This window comes from Rhizobium sp. BK008 (assembly GCF_014197345.1).
In the GTDB taxonomy this organism is placed as follows: Bacteria; Pseudomonadota; Alphaproteobacteria; order Rhizobiales; family Rhizobiaceae; genus Rhizobium; species Rhizobium anhuiense.
This window is the reverse complement of record NZ_JACIFK010000011.1, coordinates 31,446-48,068: the sequence shown is the minus strand read 5'-3', so window position 1 is coordinate 48,068 and position 16,623 is coordinate 31,446. Positions and strand designations below refer to the sequence as shown.

General features: G+C 59.6%; 19 protein-coding genes. 8 read left to right on the top strand and 11 right to left on the bottom strand.

Annotated elements, in window-relative coordinates:
- Nucleotides 1–40: 40 nt before the first annotated feature.
- On the top strand, nucleotides 41–1,057 hold the full coding sequence (locus tag FHT69_RS30680) for a class I SAM-dependent methyltransferase (RefSeq protein ID WP_183906386.1): 1,017 nt from the start codon (nucleotides 41–43) through the stop codon (nucleotides 1,055–1,057).
- A 98-nt stretch (nucleotides 1,058–1,155) separates the two neighbouring features.
- Here the strand turns inward: FHT69_RS30680 and fabI are convergent, their stop codons facing one another.
- From fabI to fabA, 3 genes are read right to left on the bottom strand one after another with little or no spacing between them, the layout of a single operon-like run.
- Nucleotides 1,156–1,962 carry an enoyl-ACP reductase FabI gene (gene fabI, locus FHT69_RS30675; RefSeq protein ID WP_063473396.1) on the bottom strand — a complete coding sequence of 269 codons (807 nt, stop codon included), beginning with the start codon at nucleotides 1,960–1,962 and terminating at the stop codon, nucleotides 1,156–1,158.
- Between the two features lie 4 nt (nucleotides 1,963–1,966).
- Nucleotides 1,967–3,199 (bottom strand): beta-ketoacyl-ACP synthase I, encoded by a 1,233-nt coding sequence (fabB, locus tag FHT69_RS30670; RefSeq protein ID WP_047617350.1) that lies wholly within the window; start codon nucleotides 3,197–3,199, stop codon nucleotides 1,967–1,969.
- Nucleotides 3,200–3,244: 45 nt separating this feature from the next.
- Nucleotides 3,245–3,760, bottom strand: a complete 516-nt coding sequence (gene fabA, locus FHT69_RS30665) for a 3-hydroxyacyl-[acyl-carrier-protein] dehydratase FabA (RefSeq protein ID WP_047617348.1) — start codon at nucleotides 3,758–3,760, stop codon at nucleotides 3,245–3,247.
- A 301-nt stretch (nucleotides 3,761–4,061) separates the two neighbouring features.
- Here fabA and irrA point away from each other — a divergent pair, with 301 nt between their 5' ends.
- Nucleotides 4,062–4,481, top strand: a complete 420-nt coding sequence (gene irrA, locus FHT69_RS30660; RefSeq protein WP_047617346.1) for an iron response transcriptional regulator IrrA — start codon at nucleotides 4,062–4,064, stop codon at nucleotides 4,479–4,481.
- A 13-nt stretch (nucleotides 4,482–4,494) separates the two neighbouring features.
- Here the strand turns inward: irrA and FHT69_RS30655 are convergent, their stop codons facing one another.
- Nucleotides 4,495–5,130, bottom strand: a complete 636-nt coding sequence (locus FHT69_RS30655; RefSeq protein WP_063473397.1) for a trimeric intracellular cation channel family protein — start codon at nucleotides 5,128–5,130, stop codon at nucleotides 4,495–4,497.
- Nucleotides 5,131–5,418: 288 nt separating this feature from the next.
- On the opposite strand from FHT69_RS30655, the gene FHT69_RS30650 reads away from it, so the two are divergent.
- On the top strand, nucleotides 5,419–5,892 hold the full coding sequence (locus tag FHT69_RS30650; RefSeq protein WP_029868354.1) for a hypothetical protein: 474 nt from the start codon (nucleotides 5,419–5,421) through the stop codon (nucleotides 5,890–5,892).
- A 97-nt stretch (nucleotides 5,893–5,989) separates the two neighbouring features.
- On the opposite strand, the gene FHT69_RS30645 is transcribed toward FHT69_RS30650, so the two are convergent.
- Together FHT69_RS30645 and FHT69_RS30640 are read right to left on the bottom strand one after the other, a co-directional pair.
- On the bottom strand, nucleotides 5,990–6,778 hold the full coding sequence (locus FHT69_RS30645) for a YdcF family protein (protein WP_029868355.1): 789 nt from the start codon (nucleotides 6,776–6,778) through the stop codon (nucleotides 5,990–5,992).
- Nucleotides 6,779–6,845: 67 nt separating this feature from the next.
- Nucleotides 6,846–7,568, bottom strand: coding sequence for a YoaK family protein (locus FHT69_RS30640; RefSeq protein ID WP_029868356.1), 723 nt, complete (start codon nucleotides 7,566–7,568; stop codon nucleotides 6,846–6,848).
- 237 nt (nucleotides 7,569–7,805) lie between these two features.
- Here FHT69_RS30640 and FHT69_RS30635 point away from each other — a divergent pair, with 237 nt between their 5' ends.
- The 3 genes from FHT69_RS30635 (at nucleotide 7,806) to FHT69_RS30625 (ending at nucleotide 9,554) form a co-directional block, all read left to right on the top strand.
- The gene (locus FHT69_RS30635; RefSeq protein WP_097544485.1) at nucleotides 7,806–8,042 is read left to right on the top strand and encodes a DUF2798 domain-containing protein; all 237 of its coding nucleotides are present in this window, start codon (nucleotides 7,806–7,808) and stop codon (nucleotides 8,040–8,042) included.
- A gap of 231 nt (nucleotides 8,043–8,273) precedes the next feature.
- Nucleotides 8,274–8,579, top strand: coding sequence for a hypothetical protein (locus tag FHT69_RS30630; RefSeq protein ID WP_048338295.1), 306 nt, complete (start codon nucleotides 8,274–8,276; stop codon nucleotides 8,577–8,579).
- Between the two features lie 150 nt (nucleotides 8,580–8,729).
- Complete coding sequence (locus FHT69_RS30625) at nucleotides 8,730–9,554, top strand: universal stress protein (protein WP_183906385.1); 825 nt, start codon at nucleotides 8,730–8,732, stop codon at nucleotides 9,552–9,554.
- Nucleotides 9,555–9,667: 113 nt separating this feature from the next.
- On the opposite strand, the gene FHT69_RS30620 is transcribed toward FHT69_RS30625, so the two are convergent.
- Nucleotides 9,668–10,033 carry a hypothetical protein gene (locus FHT69_RS30620; RefSeq protein ID WP_029868359.1) on the bottom strand — a complete coding sequence of 122 codons (366 nt, stop codon included), beginning with the start codon at nucleotides 10,031–10,033 and terminating at the stop codon, nucleotides 9,668–9,670.
- Nucleotides 10,033–11,634, bottom strand: coding sequence for an MBL fold metallo-hydrolase (locus FHT69_RS30615; protein WP_029868360.1), 1,602 nt, complete (start codon nucleotides 11,632–11,634; stop codon nucleotides 10,033–10,035). Before FHT69_RS30615 ends, FHT69_RS30620 begins: the two co-directional genes overlap by 1 nt.
- A gap of 125 nt (nucleotides 11,635–11,759) precedes the next feature.
- Between FHT69_RS30615 and FHT69_RS30610 the strand changes: the two genes are divergently transcribed.
- Nucleotides 11,760–12,593: a universal stress protein gene (locus FHT69_RS30610; RefSeq protein WP_097544487.1), complete on the top strand. Its 834-nt coding sequence runs from the start codon at nucleotides 11,760–11,762 to the stop codon at nucleotides 12,591–12,593.
- A gap of 60 nt (nucleotides 12,594–12,653) precedes the next feature.
- Here FHT69_RS30610 and FHT69_RS30605 read toward each other — a convergent pair whose 3' ends face one another.
- Nucleotides 12,654–13,112, bottom strand: coding sequence for a pyridoxamine 5'-phosphate oxidase family protein (locus FHT69_RS30605; RefSeq protein WP_183906384.1), 459 nt, complete (start codon nucleotides 13,110–13,112; stop codon nucleotides 12,654–12,656).
- Nucleotides 13,113–13,231: 119 nt separating this feature from the next.
- Entirely contained in the window at nucleotides 13,232–14,056 is an 825-nt protein-coding gene (locus FHT69_RS30600) for a universal stress protein (RefSeq protein ID WP_063473400.1), read from the bottom strand.
- A gap of 131 nt (nucleotides 14,057–14,187) precedes the next feature.
- On the opposite strand from FHT69_RS30600, the gene FHT69_RS30595 reads away from it, so the two are divergent.
- Nucleotides 14,188–15,009: a universal stress protein gene (locus FHT69_RS30595; RefSeq protein WP_183906383.1), complete on the top strand. Its 822-nt coding sequence runs from the start codon at nucleotides 14,188–14,190 to the stop codon at nucleotides 15,007–15,009.
- On the opposite strand, the gene FHT69_RS30590 is transcribed toward FHT69_RS30595, so the two are convergent.
- Nucleotides 15,010–16,605, bottom strand: coding sequence for a heavy metal translocating P-type ATPase (locus tag FHT69_RS30590; RefSeq protein ID WP_246780779.1), 1,596 nt, complete (start codon nucleotides 16,603–16,605; stop codon nucleotides 15,010–15,012).
- Nucleotides 16,606–16,623 lie beyond the last annotated feature (18 nt).

Genomic DNA, 16,623 nt, shown 5'->3' with positions numbered 1-16,623 from the left:
CTTCCGCGCCCTTTTTGTATCCGAAGTCGAGACGAGATCCATGAGCCGCGAGACGCTGAAGACCCTGTTCCATCCCTTTGCCAGCGGCACTGTCGAGGCGCCCGGCGAGGGCGAGCGCGTGCTCTTCCTCGGCGCCGAGGCAGGCTTTGCGCTGCCGGACGGCTTTGCCGCCTCGCTCAGCGCCGTCCAGGGCTTCCGGCCGCTCTATCGGCAGCTGCTGGCGCAGCGGATCGAAGCGAAGCCGGAGATCGACGGCGACGACTACGATGCGGCTCTGGTGCTCTGCACGAAGCACAAGGGCGAGAACGAAGCCAACCTCGCCGCGGCGATCGCGCGCACACGGGTCGGCGCCCTGATCGTCGTTGCCGGTGCGAAGGAAGACGGCATCCAGCCGCTACGCAAGCGGCTGGAAGGTTTCAATCTCGCCGTCGACCATATGCCGAAATATCACGGTGTCGCCTTCTGGTTCGGCCGCCCTGCCGATGCCGACGAGATCATCTCGAAGCTGGCAAAGGCGCCGGTGCGCGTCGACGGCCGTTTCCATGCGACCGCCGGCATGTTCTCGCATGACCGGATCGATGCCGGATCGGAACTGCTCGCCTCGCGCCTGCCTGAGGATTTCACCGGCGACGTTGCGGATTTCGGCGCCGGATGGGGCTATCTCTCCGTGGAACTGGCGCGGAGATCGCGTGGACTGACCCGCCTCGACCTCTACGAGGCCGATCACGCGGCTCTGGAGGCGGCCAGGGACAATCTGGCGGAGAACTGCCCGAACGCGCCTGCGCGCTTCTTCTGGCACGATCTGGCGGGCGAACCGGTCAAGGACAAATACGATCTCGTCATCATGAACCCGCCCTTCCACGAAGGTCACGCCGCCGAACCTTCGCTCGGCCAGGCCATGATCAAGACCGCCGCATCCGCCCTGCGCGGCGGCGGCCGCCTGATGCTCGTCGCCAATCGCGGCCTGCCTTACGAACCGGTTCTGGCAGCGAATTTCAGGGAAAGCGGTGAAACCTGCCGCAACGCCCGCTTCAAGGTGCTGTGGGCGAAGAAATAGGGCTCAAGCGGCTTCGATACCGATCATCCCAACCGATACAACAAAAAGGCCGTGCGCATCATCTGCGCACGGCCTTTGAGTTTCAATCGGGTCGTTGTTTATTCGACATCCGCCTTGCGCAGCGTTTCCAGCGTCGGCATGGAGGTGACGTTAAACCCTGCGTCGACAAAGTGGATCTCGCCGGTGACGCCGGCGGACAGGTCGGAGAGCAGGTAGAGCGCCGAATTACCGACCTGATCGATGGTCACGGTCTTGCGCAGCGGCGCATTGCGCTGGTTCCAGGAGAGGATCGCGCGCGCATCAGAGATGCCGGCGCCGGCAAGCGTGCGGATCGGGCCGGCGGAAATGGCGTTGACGCGGATGCCGCGCGGACCGTAATCGGCGGCGAGATAGCGCACCGAGGCCTCGAGCGCGGCCTTGGCAACACCCATGACGTTGTAGTTCGGGATGACGCGCGTCGAACCATTATAGGTCAGCGTCAGCATCGCACCGCCATCTTCCATCAACGGAGCGCAGCGCTTGGCGATCTCGGTGAACGAGAAACAGGAAATGACCATGGTGCGGCTGAAATTCTCCCGCGTCGTATCGGCGTAGAGACCCTTCAGCTCGTTCTTGTCGGAGAAACCGATGGCGTGGACGATGAAATCGAGCTTGCCCCAGCGCTCACCGAGCGCGTCGACCACGGCATCGACCGAGGCGATGTCCTCGACGTCGCAGGGCAGCACGAAATCCGAATTGACCTCGGCAGCCAGCGGCTTGACGCGCTTGCCGAGCGCATCGCCCTGATAGGTGAAGGCGAGTTCCGCACCCTGTGCGGCGAGAGCTTTCGAAATCCCCCAGGCGATCGAGTGGTTGTTTGCGACGCCCATGATAAGCCCGCGCTTACCCTGCATGATTCCCGACATGTTGTTATCCGTTATAACGCTGGAAGACCAGCGTGGCGTTGGTGCCGCCGAAGCCGAAGGAGTTGGAGAGGGCAATGTCGATCTTCGCGTCGTCGATCCGTTTGCGCACGATCGGCACGCCTTCGAATTCCGGATCGAGCTCGGCGATATGGGCGCTTTCGCCGATGAAGCCTTGCTGCATCATCAGCAGGGAATAGATCGATTCCTGCACGCCGGCAGCACCCAGCGAATGGCCGGTCAATGACTTGGTCGACTGAATATGCGGAATCCTGGAGCCGAATACCTCGCGGATGGCGCCAATTTCCTTGCTGTCGCCGACCGGCGTCGAGGTGCCGTGGGTATTGATGTAGTCGACGTCGCCTTTGACGGTGGCGAGCGCCTGGCGCATGCAGCGGATAGCCCCCTCGCCCGAGGGGGCAACCATGTCGTAGCCGTCCGAAGTTGCTCCGTAACCGACGATTTCGGCATAGATCTTTGCACCGCGGGCCTTGGCGCGCTCCAGTTCCTCGAGCACCAGCACACCGGCGCCGCCAGCGATGACGAAACCGTCGCGGTTGACGTCATAGGCGCGCGAGGCGCTGTCCGGCGTGTCGTTATATTTGGAGGACATGGCGCCCATGGCGTCGAAGAGGTTGGACATCGTCCAGTCGAGATCTTCGTGGCCGCCGGCAAACATCACGTCCTGCTTGCCCCACTGGATCATTTCGGCGGCATTGCCGATGCAATGCGCCGAGGTCGAGCAGGCCGACGAGATCGAATAATTGACGCCGTGGATCTTGAACCAGGTGGCAAGCGTCGCCGATGCGGTCGAGGACATCGCCTTCGGCACGGCGAAGGGGCCGATGCGCTTCGGGCTGTTGTTCTTCACGGTGATCTCGGCAGCCTCGATCAGGGTGCGGGTAGACGGACCGCCGGAACCCATGATGATGCCGGTGCGCTCGTTGTTGCCGATGTCCTTGTCCTCGAGACCGGAATCGGCGATCGCCTGCTTCATGGCGACATGGTTCCAGGCGCCGCCCTGCGACAGGAAACGCATGGCGCGGCGGTCGACCAGTTCGGCAAGTTCCGCCGAACCGAGCTTTGGACTGCCCCATACCTGGCATTTGAACCCATGTTCGGCGAAATCGCTCGAAAAGGAGATACCCGACTTTGCCTGCCGCAAGGATTCGGTGACTTCGGCCGCGTCGTTTCCGATCGAGGACACGACACCCAGACCCGTGACAACTACCCGTCTCATCTGATCAAACCTTTGTTGTTTTCGTCCGTCGCTCGAAATGCGGTTTCAGGCCGTCTTGTCTTTCGATAGACCGACGCGAAGGTCGGCCGCCTGATAAATGGTTTCGCCGTCCGCCTTCAGCCAGCCGTCGGCCGTGCCGAGGACCAGACGGCCGCGCATGACGCGCTTGAAGTCGATGCCATATTCGATCAGCTTCGTATGCGGCCGGACCATGCCCTTGAATTTCACTTCACCTGTCGAAAGCGCCATGCCGCGGCCTTCCTCGCCGAGCCAGCCCAGGAAGAAACCGGTCAGCTGCCACATGCCGTCGAGACCAAGGCAGCCCGGCATGATCGGATTGCCTTCGAAATGGCAGGGAAAATACCAGTCGTCGGGGCGCACGTCATATTCGGCCCTGAGGTAGCCCTTGTCGAAGGCTCCGCCGGTTTCGGAAATGTCGGTGATACGATGAACCATCAGCATGGGCGGCAGGGGCAGCTGCGCATTGCCGGGGCCGAACAGCTCGCCATGTGCGCAAGCGATGAGTTCGTCGTACGAGAAGCTGGACTGTCTGGTCGTCATAAAGTTTCTTTTTCCCCCCGCGTGAAGCCGATGGATGTGAACGTGTAGTCCAAGTTCTTCAGAAAATGAAGCACGAGCAAGGCAGCTTCATTCATCGCCCCGGACCAGGCTTGCGCCATTATTTGGTGGTCGCATACAGGAAGGCCAGGGCCGCGACCAGACCTATTTGCGTCAAAAGCCGGTTTTTGCCGCGTTTATCAGGCTCTTGCCCTCATTGAACTATTGAAACGCTCCGGTGCAAAAGTTATACCGCTTGAAGAAACATGATTGCTTTATGCCAGAATAACCGGAGTTGGTCTTGATGACGGGTACGCTCCCGATCGCAATAGAGGTAAGGCTGCGCGGTGCAGGACTGCGCCCTACCCGCCAGCGTGTGGCGCTCGGCGACCTCCTGTTTGCCAAGGGCGACCGGCATTTGACCGTCGAGGAACTGCATGAGGAGGCGGTTGCCGCCGGTGTGCCGGTTTCGCTGGCAACCGTCTACAACACGCTGCACCAGTTCACGGAAGCCGGTCTGATCCGCGTCCTCGCCGTCGAAAGCGCCAAGACCTATTTCGACACCAATGTGTCCGACCATCACCATTTCTTCATCGAAGGCGAGAACGAGGTGCTCGACATTCCCGTCAGCAACCTGACGATCGGCAATCTGCCGGAACCGCCAGAGGGCATGGAGATCGCTCATGTCGACGTGGTGATCCGGCTGCGGGCAAAGCAGGGCTGACGACACCGCCGCTTCACATGACATCGTCGGGATGCCGGCCGGGCTTGTGCTTGTAGGTCGGGAAGGTCCAGCCGAACCACAGGGCTCCGCCGCGCACCGCAAAGGCCGCCACGACGCCGCAGGCAGACGCCAGATAGAGCTGCATTCCGAGCGCATTGGCCGCCGTGAACACACCGGCGCCGATGAGGGCCGCGGTCACGTAGATTTCCGGCCTCAACAGCACCGAAGGCTCGTTTGCCATCAGATCACGCAGGATGCCGCCGAAGGTCGCCGTCAGCGTGCCGGTGACGATCGCGATGGTCGGGGAGCCGGTGGCGGCAAGGCCCTTGGCGGCGCCGATCACGCAATAGGCGGCAAGGCCGATCGCATCCAGCCAGATCAGCAGACGATAGCGCGATTCCAGCAGGTGGGCGGTGAAAAAGACGATGACGCCCATGATGCAGCAGACGAGGATATAGCCTGGGTTCAGCACCCAGAAGACCGGAACGCGGCCGAGCACGATATCACGTACCGTACCCCCGCCCGTTCCCGTCACCATGGCGAAAAACAAAAAACCGATGAGGTCCAATTGCTTGCGTGACGCGGCGAGCGCGCCTGTCGCGGCAAACAGCGCAATGCCGGCATAATCGAGATAGACGAGCAAGGACATGCGAACCCCGAACCGGCAGACGTTCAGAGCATGATGCCGAAAAGTGTGAGCGGTTTTCTCATGACATCATGCTCTAACTCTTGAATTGACAACAGGATTCAGATTTTAGGCCAATTAGGCCTAAAATCATTCTGTTCTCGAGAACAGAACCACGGCGGCAAGGGCGGCGCAAGGCGGGGGCGCCATAAAGCTAGAGTCTTTACGTGATGCATGTCGTTGTCCTAGAACCGCTGCACAGTTTTGGCGACATGCATTGGGCCACAGAGCCTTTATCCAAAGAGGAAAGCCGTGAAAACGCTGGTGCTCGCCGTTCTGAATATCGTCCTGCTGCTTGTCATGCCGGCTGTCGCCTTCGGCCAGCAATCGCTGATTTCCGATCCTGAGATCTACGAGAAGAAACATTTCCAGGAGCAGTGCAAGACGGCCGAATTTGCCGACGGCTTCGTCACCCGGCAGGACATCAACAATGACGGTCTGATCGACGCGGTGGTCAATGAGGGTCAACTGACCTGCGACGGGCAGAAGGGGCCGCAATGCAATGACGACGGCTGCACCTATAATTTCTACCTGCAGGTTGCCGAAGGCGGTTATTTCATGATCGCGACGGCGCAGATCTATGGCTACGACTTCGTCCAGCGCTTCGGCAATATGGTGCTGGCGATGAAGATGCATCCGCGTTTCTGCGACCGCACGGAGGGCGATCCCTGCATCGTGACGGCCCGCGTCCGCGGCACGAAATTCGTCACCATCTCGAAGAAATAGCTCAGCATATGACCCGAAATCGGAATCGATATTCGGGTCATGCGCAAAGTCAAAGCGATCGAGCGTCCTTGGCGCGTCCTGTTGGACGCGCGGCGCTCTATTGCGGATAAAGTTCCGACGTGCGGCCGGCGAGATAATAGCCGACCAGGCCGTACCATTCGCGGATGGCGGTTGCCAAGTTCTGGGCATTGAGGTTCGGCTGGGTGAAATCCAATCCAAGTCTCACCTGGCCGTCGGTGCGATAATCGGTCGGCCAGGGCACGATATCGATGCCGAGCTTGCGGAAGATGCCGACGGATCGCGGCATATGAAAACCCGAGGTGATCAGCAGGCAATGGGAAAGCCCCTGGCTTGCCAGGAATTCCTTGGTGTTGACGGCGTTCTCGAAGGTCGTGCGCGATTGTCTCTCCTCGATCAGGCGATCCTTGCCAACGCCGAAGAGCGGGAAGAACCGCTCGGATGCCGCCGCATCGCCTTCGTAGATGCCCGAGATCGAGCCGTCGCCGCCCGATACCAGAATGCGCGACTGCGGAAATTTTTGCGCGAGCCGCAGAGCTTCGACGAAGCGGTCGGCTCCGCCATTGAATTCTATGCCGTGGCGCGCCGTGTTCACCTCATTTTCGAAGGCGCCGCCGAGCACGATCATGCATTGCAGGTTGTCGGGATCGGCAGTCGGCTTTGCGAAGCGCTGCTCGAGACCCTGCATCAGGAGGTTGCCAGCCGTGGTGTAGAGCGTAACGAAAAGGATGAGGGCCGAACCAGCTGCGCCGAGGATACTTAAGATACGCCAGCGCAGAAGGCCGGCAATGAGGGCCAAGAAGACGAGGAAGAATGCCAGCGACAGCGGCTGAGCAAAAATCCAGACAAGCTTCGAAATCAGGAACAAGACCCACTCCTTGAGGATTGGCGGCGGTCCCTTCTATCCGATTCGACGGTAACAGGAATGCGACGGTCTATTTCGCGCGCCGCACGACCGATCCGTGCGGCGGGATCTTCTGATTGAAGCGGCGCTGGAGCGGCCGCGGGATGAGCATGGCGACAAGCGCCAGCGCCATGGCAAAGAGGGAGACCAGCCACAGCGCATGCGCTCCGGTCAGCCGCGTCAGGACGGCGCCGACGATTGCACCAAGCACCATGCCGCCCCAGGGTACGATCTGGATCGTCCATTCGACACGACGATCACCGATGATCCAGCGGCCGATCCCGCGGCCGAAGCGCGACAGGGCACCGGTTACATAGGTCAGGCCGATCGGCAGGCCTTCGATGTGCTCGACGGCGGCGTTCACCATGCCCATGGAAAAAACGATCAGGTAGAACCGGGCGAAGAGCATGTTTTGCACCGTCATCATCGAGGCGAGCGCCAGGACGAGGCCGACGCAGCCAAGCACCACGAAGATGCGGCGTTGCGAAAGATGAGAGATGACGATGCCTGCCGCATTGCCGAGCACGAAGACGATGATGGCAGAGACCAGGACTGCCGCGTGATAAAGATTGCCCTCACTCAAGGCGAGTGCGGCCCGCGTCGTATTGCCGGTCATGAAGGAAACGAAATCGCCGGTGAGCAGAAGACCGGTTGCATCAGTCATACCGGCGAGAAACGAAATCGAGCCGACGAGGGCGAGCCCGGTCAGGGTTCGTCTGGTCCGGATGATGCGGCGGCGTCTTGCTCTGGTCATTGGCTGAAGGTCCTGGAGCCGAATCGCTGAGATTGCGGCAACAAGGATAATTCCTTTCGTTGAGGAATTGGCAAAGACGATCGGAAGGAGGTGAGGCGGACTTGAACGGCAAGACATTTTCGGCCATAGAGACGGCGTTGCTTCAGATCGAAGCTCCGTAAGCGTTTACGTCAATCAACGCGCAACCCGCCGGTCGGCGCTGCGCAATTGTCTGATCGGCACCTTACGGAGATCGAAATGCTCAAAGGCAAACTCCCTAAACGTTACAATACGATCATCATGCCGTTCATCCTCTCGCTGCTGATGACGTCAGTCGTCTCGGCGATCAGTATCGTGAGAGCCCAAGGCCTGACCGCGCCTGCCCTTGCTATGTGGCCCTCGGCATGGCTGCTCTCCTGGGCGATCGCCTTTCCTGTCCTGCTACTGGTGCTGCCGGTGGTCAAGCGGCTGACGGCTGTGATCGTTGAGGCGTGAGGAGCGCGAGGCGCCGGCGGGCTGCGCAAGCGGCCTGCCGGAAGCGTTCCGCCGCCCACGCGTAGCTCCCACCCTGCAGGACCTTGCCATTCGTTCAGCAAGCCGTCTCCTTTGATGTGTATCAAGGCATGCTTTTCGAGCAGGGATAAGGTCCGGCAACTTGCCCAGGCAGTCCAACAACATTCCTGCGGCAGGTTTTCCAAAGAGATCAATCGGTCGGGAGATAGGGTGATGCCATTAAAACTGATCAGTGGAATGATGAAGTCGTCCGGCGAGGAAGCGTTGCTTGCGATGGATGCGGGCGGCGCAAATCAGATGGTCGTCATTGACAGGGGAGCTCTTCAGGAGGTCGCAGAACCACGACGCTGCGACGAAAGCCGGCTTCAGGAAAATATCGATTTGTTCAGCCGGATTGCCTCCGCGAAATATGATTGCGGCGACGTCGAACCGGATGGGCGCATCCGAATTGGCGCGGACGATCTGCTTGCATGGCGGCAGAGTGCGCATGTCAAAAGCAAGCCGGCAAGCATAGCTTGATCGGTCCATACCTTGCGCCGGCAAGCCTGTCGATCAACACCGTCGTCACGCAGAAGGGCGCCCTCTTTGACGTACGTCAATTCATAATTCCAGGGCAGTGCGAGAGTGTGGCGAATATCAGCTCTCGCCTCTTTCCGTTTGGAGATCAGCATGAAGCAACACCTCTTTCTTCCGCTCCTCACCTATCCGGATGCGACTTCGGAATTCATGATCGCCAACGCCGTCGCACTTGCGCACCACATGCAGGCGACGCTGACCGTCTGTGCGGTGGAGATTACCGTTCCCGACGTGTCCAATGCCCTGTCGTCGCTGATCATCGATGCGGCGAAGATGGCGCGGGATGCCGGGGCGCTCAGCCGCAAGCGTGCCTCGGCGCTGACCCGGATGGCGGTCGATGCGGCAAAAGGCGCTTCCGTGGATGTGCGCACGCGCGAGATCAAGACTGCGGAGCCTTTCGTCGTCGAGGTCCTTTCGGAAGCATCGCGCGCCTACGATCTCGTGCTTCTGGAATCGGCCGGGATCTCCCGTCCGATCGTCGAGGCGGTGCTGTTTGCGTCAGGTCGGCCGCTCATCCTATATCCGTCTGCACCTTTCGGCGGCCGGATGGATCACGTCGCCATCGCCTGGGATGGCAGCCGCGCTGCCGCACGGGCGGCACATGATGCCTCGTTTTTCCTGGAACGGGCTTCCAAGGTTTGCCTGCTTTCCGTCATCGACGAGAAGCCGGTGGAATTCGAGACCGGCGATTGTCTGGTGGAGAATCTGCTGAAGAGCGGTGTCGTCGCGGAGGCGACGCGCGTGCGTGCGCGCGGCGAACCAGTCGGAGAGGTGCTGCAGACCAAAGCCTTCGAATTGCGGGCAGACCTTCTCGTCATGGGCGGGTTCGGCCATTCGCGTCTGCGCGAATTCGTGCTCGGCGGCGCTACTCAAGCCGTGCTGACCAATATCAGCCTGCCTATCCTGCTGTCGCATTGAGCACTGGCACGCCATCTTCAACGATCGAATTCGGAGAAAACGGCTCCGAACTCGTATCGCCAGAACAATCGAAGGCATGGAACATATGCACGCCGGTTATTCTCCCTTCCAACCTAACGACCGGAAGGACCATGCATCGCCCTCAGCCGACGAATCGTCTCGCAGCCGCCAGGTTTCGATGAAACCGTCCGCTTCCTGCCGGCCGCTTCGGCTGCCGCCTCCACCAGTTGAAAAGCATATTCCACGGCCGCTTCCGTATCATCGTGGCAGAGCTTTTCCGCCTGGCAGCGGGTTTCGAGCGATCGTCTGATCCGGCGTTTGATGGCAGGCACAACGGCATCGTTCGTGTGAGCGAAAAGGTGCCGCAGGCAGCTGGTAGCGACCACTTCCGAAACCAGAAGTTTTCCTTCGATTTCGCCGAGCGTCGGCACGGCAAATCGCGCTCCTCCGCTCTGGCAGTCACGATCTGTAACCAACATCATTGTTCTCCCATTTCATCATCGAGCGCTCTTTTCACCCGACGCAGGATCACCGCTCGTCCCTTTCGATCAGGTCGACGGCGCAAGCGCTCTTCCAAGTCGATAACGATCGACTGGTACTCATTGTGCCAATCAGGATGGCCAACCTCTTGTGGTGCAAGACGCGGGCGCGGGGAAGCAGGGCCCAAGAGTTCCGCGCCTTGCCTCGTCAGGCGGTAACAAGCATCGAGCGAGGGGATAAGGACCGTGATATCCGGCTGCTCCAATGCCAAACGGGATTTCAACTGGTCGCGCGCTGCATCTTCGCCATGAACCAGGAACAATCCTGTTCGAACCGGTTTGCGCGCTGCCACCCACTGCATCAATTCGGTCGCATCGGCATGACCACTATACGCCTCCAGAGAGTGAATGGTTGCACGCACGACGATTTCATCGCCTTGGATCCTGACCGTGCGCGCTCCGTCTTGGAGTAGACGTCCGAGCGTTCCCTCCGCCTGAAAACCGACGATGAGAACACTGCCCTCATCGCGCCAAAGCCAGTTCTTGAGCCGATGACGAATCCGGCCCGCCTCGCACATTCCGCTTGCCGCGATGATAATGTGGAAGCCACGGATAAGGTCGAGCGCCTTCGATTGCTCGGCGGTTTCCGTGAAGCGCACGTTCTTCGAATTCAATGCTTTGACCAGCAAATTTCCGTTCGCCATGGCGCGCGCGTAACGCTTGAATATCGCAGTGGCGCGCGACGCGAGCGGCGAGTCGATCACGATCGGACAGCGCGGCAGACTGCCTTCGTCCATCAAGATGTTGAGATCAGCCAGAAGCTCCTGGGTTCGTTCGACCGCAAAGGACGGGATCAGCAAAGCGCCGCTTGGATGATGGGCCTTCAGCACAATTTCAAGGAGCAGCCCGCGCCGTGCTTCATCCGAAACTTCGTCCCGCTCGCGATCGCCATAGGTGCTTTCGCAGATGACATAGTCGAACCCCTGGGGCGCTTCGGGTGCAGCCTCCAGCAATTTATGCTGAGGCCCGATATCGCCCGAAAACAGCATTCGGATCGGTTCATCCGTTCCCGAAAGCTCGATTTCGACCGATGCGGAGCCGAGAAGATGGCCGGCGTCCCAGAACCGGAAGCGGAGGTGGCCAGAAAGCTCGTGCCATTCCTTATGAGCGACGGCTTGAAATTGCGTCATCGCGACTCGTGCGTCATCCGCGTTGTAAATTGGTTCTATGGCGTCGCGTGATCTCCAGCGATTGCGGCGATTGAGCTGCTCGACCTCCGATTCCTGGATATGGCCGGAGTCCTGGAGCATGATCCCGCACAGGTCCAAGGTGGCAGCGGTACAGTAAATATGTCCGGCAAACCCGGCCTTCACCAGCTTGGGGACTAGGCCCGAATGATCGATATGTGCGTGGGTCAAAATGACAGCGTCAACGGCCGCCGGCTCGAAAGGGAAAGGACGATAGTTCAGCTCCTTCTCCGTTTTCGATCCTTGGAACATGCCGCAATCGATCACGATCCGAACACCACGATGGTCCAAAAGAAAGCAGGAGCCGGTCACCGATCCGGCTGCACCGTGAAAATATAAAACAGGATCTGACATGGCCTGCCCCCCAATTGTTCACACATCCTAGCCGGCGGGAAGACCGACCGCTTTGCGGCAGATCAATGAATGGGGGAGCAAGGGAGATTAGGGTTGGTCAATTCCAACAAGAGAGGCAACTGGTCATGACCATCAAAACTGTTTTGAGCGTCCTCGGCGTCAATCACTTCGACGAAGACTTGAAGGGCGCCATCGACTTTTGCGAAACCCACGGCGCCCATCTCACCGCAATGGCGATTTCGATGGGCGCAGCGCCCCCTATCGGTTCCTACGAGGTTGTCTCGACGGTCTGGGTCGAAGAACGTCAGCGCGAAATCGATCGCCTGGCCGATAAGAGTTCCGAGATCAAAGCAGTCCTCGCAAGGAGCGAGGTCTCTTTCGAGGTGCAGGAGATCTACACCGAATTCGCCTGGGCGGACGAAGATATTGCAGAGCGGGCACTCTATGCCGATCTCGTCCTGGTCGGCCCTCAGGCCGCCCGTGACCAGGAACTGCGGCGCAGGGTTATCGATGGTGCCCTGTTCCGGTCGCCGACACCGATGCTGATCAACCCGAGAAAGTCCAATGTCGGGCTTGCTCCAAAAGCGATCCTGCTGGCCTGGGACTCCAGCGACGAGGCTTCGCGCGCGGCACGTCAGTCGATCGAGTTCCTGCAGGCTGCTGAATCGGTGCATATCACGCTCGTCGATCCGCTGGCATCATCATCGGCGAATGGTGAAGAACCAGGCGCTGACGTTGCCACCTTTCTGGCACGCCACGGGGTGAAAGTTGATGTGGATTGCGTCGCAAGCGGCGGCCGCCGCGTCGATGAGGTGCTGCGGCAGCATGCCGCCGATGTCGCTGCCGACATGATCGTCATGGGCGCATATAATCATCCCCGGCTTCAGCAGCGTCTTTTTGGCGGTGTAACGCGATCGATGCTGGAGGAAACAAAAATTCCCCTGTTCCTCGCCCATTGAGCAAAACGCCCGGGTTCATCCCGGGCGTCCTCCCCCGGTTTTCAATCAACGGCCCGGCTTTCAATCAACGGAAAGCGCCGTTCGACCGGTAACCTCACGGACAAATATGCCGTAAAATATGTGCTCGGACTCAGAGGCCGTTGCCTGCGGCTGCGGCTTCAAGGCACCGATTTCCCACCAATCGAAGTGTTTTTGCAGCAACGACCAGGCTTGCAGCCTTTCATTGCGCCAAAGGTCTGTATCCGGAAACTCTTCGAAGCGCCCATCGACGACGACGCTCGTCCAGCCCTTGCCCGCGCCATGCTGGTCGATTTGCAGACAGACGTTTTCGTTCGCGCGCATCCAGTCGACCTTCCGGCCGGGCATGGAAAAACTGTAGATCACACCCTTTGCATAAGCGAAGTAGATCGGCACCAAGTAGGGCTTGTCATCCTTGCAACAGGCCAGGTGGCCAAACCGGGAATGCTCAAGAAAGGCGAAGCATTCTGCTTGCGTCAAGTCTTTCAGGATGTAGCTCATCGGTAACTCTCCTTGCCGCGACAAGTTCATATATTACCACCTGATCACACCCTGTCGTTGATGGAGCGCAATGACTGAAACTCCCACAGAGGCGAGACTCTCCCGCCTTGGAGTGCCGGTTAATTCGACAAAAGCCGGTTGATGGCGTTGTTATGGAGCAGCGTGCGGGTGATCCCTCCGAAGACACGTTCGCGAAATCGATTGTGGCTATATGCGCCTGCGACAATCAGATCTGCCGCCAACCTATCTGCAGCTTCGATGATCGTCATCCCTGCATCGCCTGTCTGTCGCGGCTCGATGATGCTCCGGGCTGGAACCGAATGGCGGGAGAGAAACCGAACAACATCATTCAGCGCTTGCTCATCGATCGGGTGGCTCTCCTCGATCGAAAGGACGACCACGTCTTGCGCCAAGATCAACAGAGGCATCGCGTCGACAATTGCCCGCCGCGATTCCTTCGTGTCCTTCCAGGCAATCACAATCGTCTGAGCTTCCAGAGGAGCCCGGGAGGCCGAAGGTAGCAGCACCGGTCTGCCCGCCGACAGCAAAACGTCCGGTATGTTAACCGTGCGTCGGTAATCGCGTGCCTGACCCTTCTCGACATCAAAGAGGACAATAAGGTCGGCCGCTCGTGCATTTTCAACGACAAAGGTTGCCGGGTCGGCAGCCTTTGTCTGCCAGGAGACGTGGTTCCTGAACGGCGCATGTCGCATGATCCGCTCGTGCAGGTCGCGTTGTCGCGTCTCGACCGCCTCCATCTCTTCACGCATGATTTTGGTTCCGGATGTCGGTCCGATGCTTGGCTCGATCACGAATAGCGGCTGGGCCGCGGATATGCAGGCGAGTTCAGCATTGCAACGCTCAGCGAGGTTTATCGCAAAGGTGAAGCGATGATCGGGCTGGGCATCGATATCGAAATGCGTAAGGATGGATTTGAAAGTCATGGCTGGCTCCCTCCTTCGTGAGGACATTCAAATCATGCTCGCGCTTCTGCGATTTATCACCTTGATTTTCGTCAAAGCGCGGGCCGCACGAACAGGCGATGCTAGCTCCAATCATCGGGAGGACATCACCCATGAAAGCGCAATTTCATTTGCCCCTCGTCACCTATCCAGACGCAAGCTCCTTTTCCCTCCTTCAGAATGCTGTCGCTGTTTCCCTTCACCAAAAGGCTGATTTAACGGCAAGTATACCGTTGGTCAGAATTGAACCCGTGCAACCGCGACTTCCGTCATTTCTTGACGTGGAAAAAATGCGTGCGGATGCCGAGCACGTCAGCAGAGACAATGGCGCCGTTCTCGGGCAGACGCTGCGTGACTATGCGAAGCAAGCCGAGATCGAGGTTGAGATACAGCCATTCGACGCGAGGCAACCGTTTGTCGCCCAAGCTCTTGCCGAGATGTCACGCGCATATGATCTTTCGATTCTGGAAGCATCCGAAATAATGAGGCCGCTGATCGAGAGCGTGCTGTTTGAAAGCGGTAGACCGCTCCTGCTTTTTCCCACGGACAATTTCTCCGGGCAGATCGATGCTGTCGCCGTCGCCTGGGATGGGGGAGCCACCGTCGCGCGGGCACTGACAGGTGCCAGATTCCTGCTGGAACGGGCTTCGCGTGTCATCCTGATTTCCGTGACCGACGACAAGCAGATTGACGAGCGCAGGCGAGACCACCTTGCGGCTGCACTTCGAAAGGCCGGCCTTGCCGTCGATGTCACGGCCGTCCAGGCGAACGGAGAACCGTCAGCCGGCGTCATCCAAGCTGCGGCGCTGGAACGCAAGGCTGATTTGCTGGTCGCCGGCGCGTTCGGTCATTCGCGGCTGCGCGAATTCGTTCTGGGTGGGGTCACACGGTCACTGTTGACGCGCCTTGAAATGCCCGCCCTCTTTTGCCACTAACTAGAGAGCACGGAGTGCGTTGCCGATCACGGCAACATCGATCACCTCCTGGAGAAAGGCGCCCTGCACAGGCGTGAGGTATCCCAGGCTCGCACAAACCATCGCGATCACCGATAGACCGACACCGCAAGCGACACTCTGAAGAGCGATCGCACGGGACCGCCGCGCGATTTGCAGCAGAGTTCCAATCTGCCCCAGGTCATCCCGCAGCAACACGACATCCGCCGCTTCAGCGGCGGCGGCAAGATTGCGCCGGCCAACGGCAACACCGACGTCGGCAGCAGCAAGTGCAGGTGCATCGTTGACGCCATCACCGATCATCATGACGCGCCCGTAGGATCTTTCCGCCGTCACCCTCTGAACTTTCTCGGCCGGCTCAAGCTCGGCACTGATCTGATCAAGACGAAGAGCAAGGCCGACGGCGTCCGCGACTTCGGCCCTGTCACCGGTCGCAAGGCTAAGCCGCTTGACGCCCAAACGTCGAAGATCCGCGATCGCCGGGACAGCATCCTTGCGAACCGGGTCGGCCATGACGATCGTACCAGCGAGAGCGTCATCGATCGCGACATAGGCTGTGACCGTGCTGTTGTCCTTCGGGCCAGGGCGAGTGGCGGACCTTGTCTTGCCGGCAATGAAATCCCATCCGCCAACGGCTACCTTGTGTCCGCCCACATATCCCTCGATGCCTTCTCCTGGCACTTCTGCGAGTTGGGCAGGTTTGGCAAGCCTCAGGCCACGTCGCTTCGCTTCTTCGACAATCGTTTGACCAATCACGTGGCCAGAGGCTTGATCCACAGATGCCGCGAGACGCAAAATCTCCTCGGCATCCCGATCGGTCTCGATTCTGACAACAGCAGGCTCTCCAGTCGTCAGCGTGCCTGTCTTGTCGAAGACGACGACCGAGATGGTCGCGAGGACCTCGAGGACATGAGCTCCTTTGACCAGGACGCCTGCACGGGCAGCTTTCGACATTCCTGCCACGAGTGCGACGGGAACGGCGAGAATCAGCGGGCAAGGTGTCGCGACGACCAGAACTGCAACAATCCGCGTGGGATCGCCCGACAACCATGCGGCCAGGCCGGCGATCACCAGGGTCATCGCCAGGAAGGCGAGGGAGAAGCGGTCGGCCAATCTCGATATTGGCGCTTTCGAGTTTCGGGCCTGGCTCACCATGCGGATTATTCCGGCATATGTACTTTCGCTTGCTGAGCCGGAGGCGATCATTTCAAAAGCATCGCCGAGATTGGAAGACCCGCTCATGATCAATTCACCGCTTTCTCGCCGCGCCGGCAACGGCTCGCCGGTGAGAGCCGCCTCGTTCAAGAGCGCGTGACCGGCTACAACCTTGCCATCGACAGGGACCACGTCGCCCTTTCGGACGAGCAGCTTGTCTCCCGGGGCAAGTGCCGCGATGGGAACCTGGGACAGGCCGGATGCGGTGACACGAACAGCGCTACGGGGGGCGCGAGACAGAAGTTCGCTCATACCGCTCTCTGCGCGCCCTTGAGCAAAGCTTTCCAGAAACTGCCCGCCTGCATACATGACAGCAACGATGGCGCCGGCAAAATATTCGCCAAACCAGAGCGCAGCACTCATGGACAGGGCCGCGATAAG

Coding starts and splice junctions, on each gene's coding strand:
- FHT69_RS30680 (WP_183906386.1), top strand. CDS start 41: ATGAGCCGCGAGACGCTGAAGACCCTGTTCCATCCCTTTGCCAGCGGC.
- fabI (WP_063473396.1), bottom strand. CDS start 1,962: ATGTCGGGAATCATGCAGGGTAAGCGCGGGCTTATCATGGGCGTCGCA.
- fabB (WP_047617350.1), bottom strand. CDS start 3,199: ATGAGACGGGTAGTTGTCACGGGTCTGGGTGTCGTGTCCTCGATCGGA.
- fabA (WP_047617348.1), bottom strand. CDS start 3,760: ATGACGACCAGACAGTCCAGCTTCTCGTACGACGAACTCATCGCTTGC.
- irrA (WP_047617346.1), top strand. CDS start 4,062: ATGACGGGTACGCTCCCGATCGCAATAGAGGTAAGGCTGCGCGGTGCA.
- FHT69_RS30655 (WP_063473397.1), bottom strand. CDS start 5,130: ATGTCCTTGCTCGTCTATCTCGATTATGCCGGCATTGCGCTGTTTGCC.
- FHT69_RS30640 (WP_029868356.1), bottom strand. CDS start 7,568: ATGACCAGAGCAAGACGCCGCCGCATCATCCGGACCAGACGAACCCTG.
- FHT69_RS30635 (WP_097544485.1), top strand. CDS start 7,806: ATGCTCAAAGGCAAACTCCCTAAACGTTACAATACGATCATCATGCCG.
- FHT69_RS30630 (WP_048338295.1), top strand. CDS start 8,274: ATGCCATTAAAACTGATCAGTGGAATGATGAAGTCGTCCGGCGAGGAA.
- FHT69_RS30625 (WP_183906385.1), top strand. CDS start 8,730: ATGAAGCAACACCTCTTTCTTCCGCTCCTCACCTATCCGGATGCGACT.
- FHT69_RS30620 (WP_029868359.1), bottom strand. CDS start 10,033: ATGTTGGTTACAGATCGTGACTGCCAGAGCGGAGGAGCGCGATTTGCC.
- FHT69_RS30615 (WP_029868360.1), bottom strand. CDS start 11,634: ATGTCAGATCCTGTTTTATATTTTCACGGTGCAGCCGGATCGGTGACC.
- FHT69_RS30610 (WP_097544487.1), top strand. CDS start 11,760: ATGACCATCAAAACTGTTTTGAGCGTCCTCGGCGTCAATCACTTCGAC.
- FHT69_RS30605 (WP_183906384.1), bottom strand. CDS start 13,112: ATGAGCTACATCCTGAAAGACTTGACGCAAGCAGAATGCTTCGCCTTT.
- FHT69_RS30600 (WP_063473400.1), bottom strand. CDS start 14,056: ATGACTTTCAAATCCATCCTTACGCATTTCGATATCGATGCCCAGCCC.
- FHT69_RS30595 (WP_183906383.1), top strand. CDS start 14,188: ATGAAAGCGCAATTTCATTTGCCCCTCGTCACCTATCCAGACGCAAGC.
- FHT69_RS30590 (WP_246780779.1), bottom strand. CDS start 16,605: ATGAGTGCTGCGCTCTGGTTTGGCGAATATTTTGCCGGCGCCATCGTT.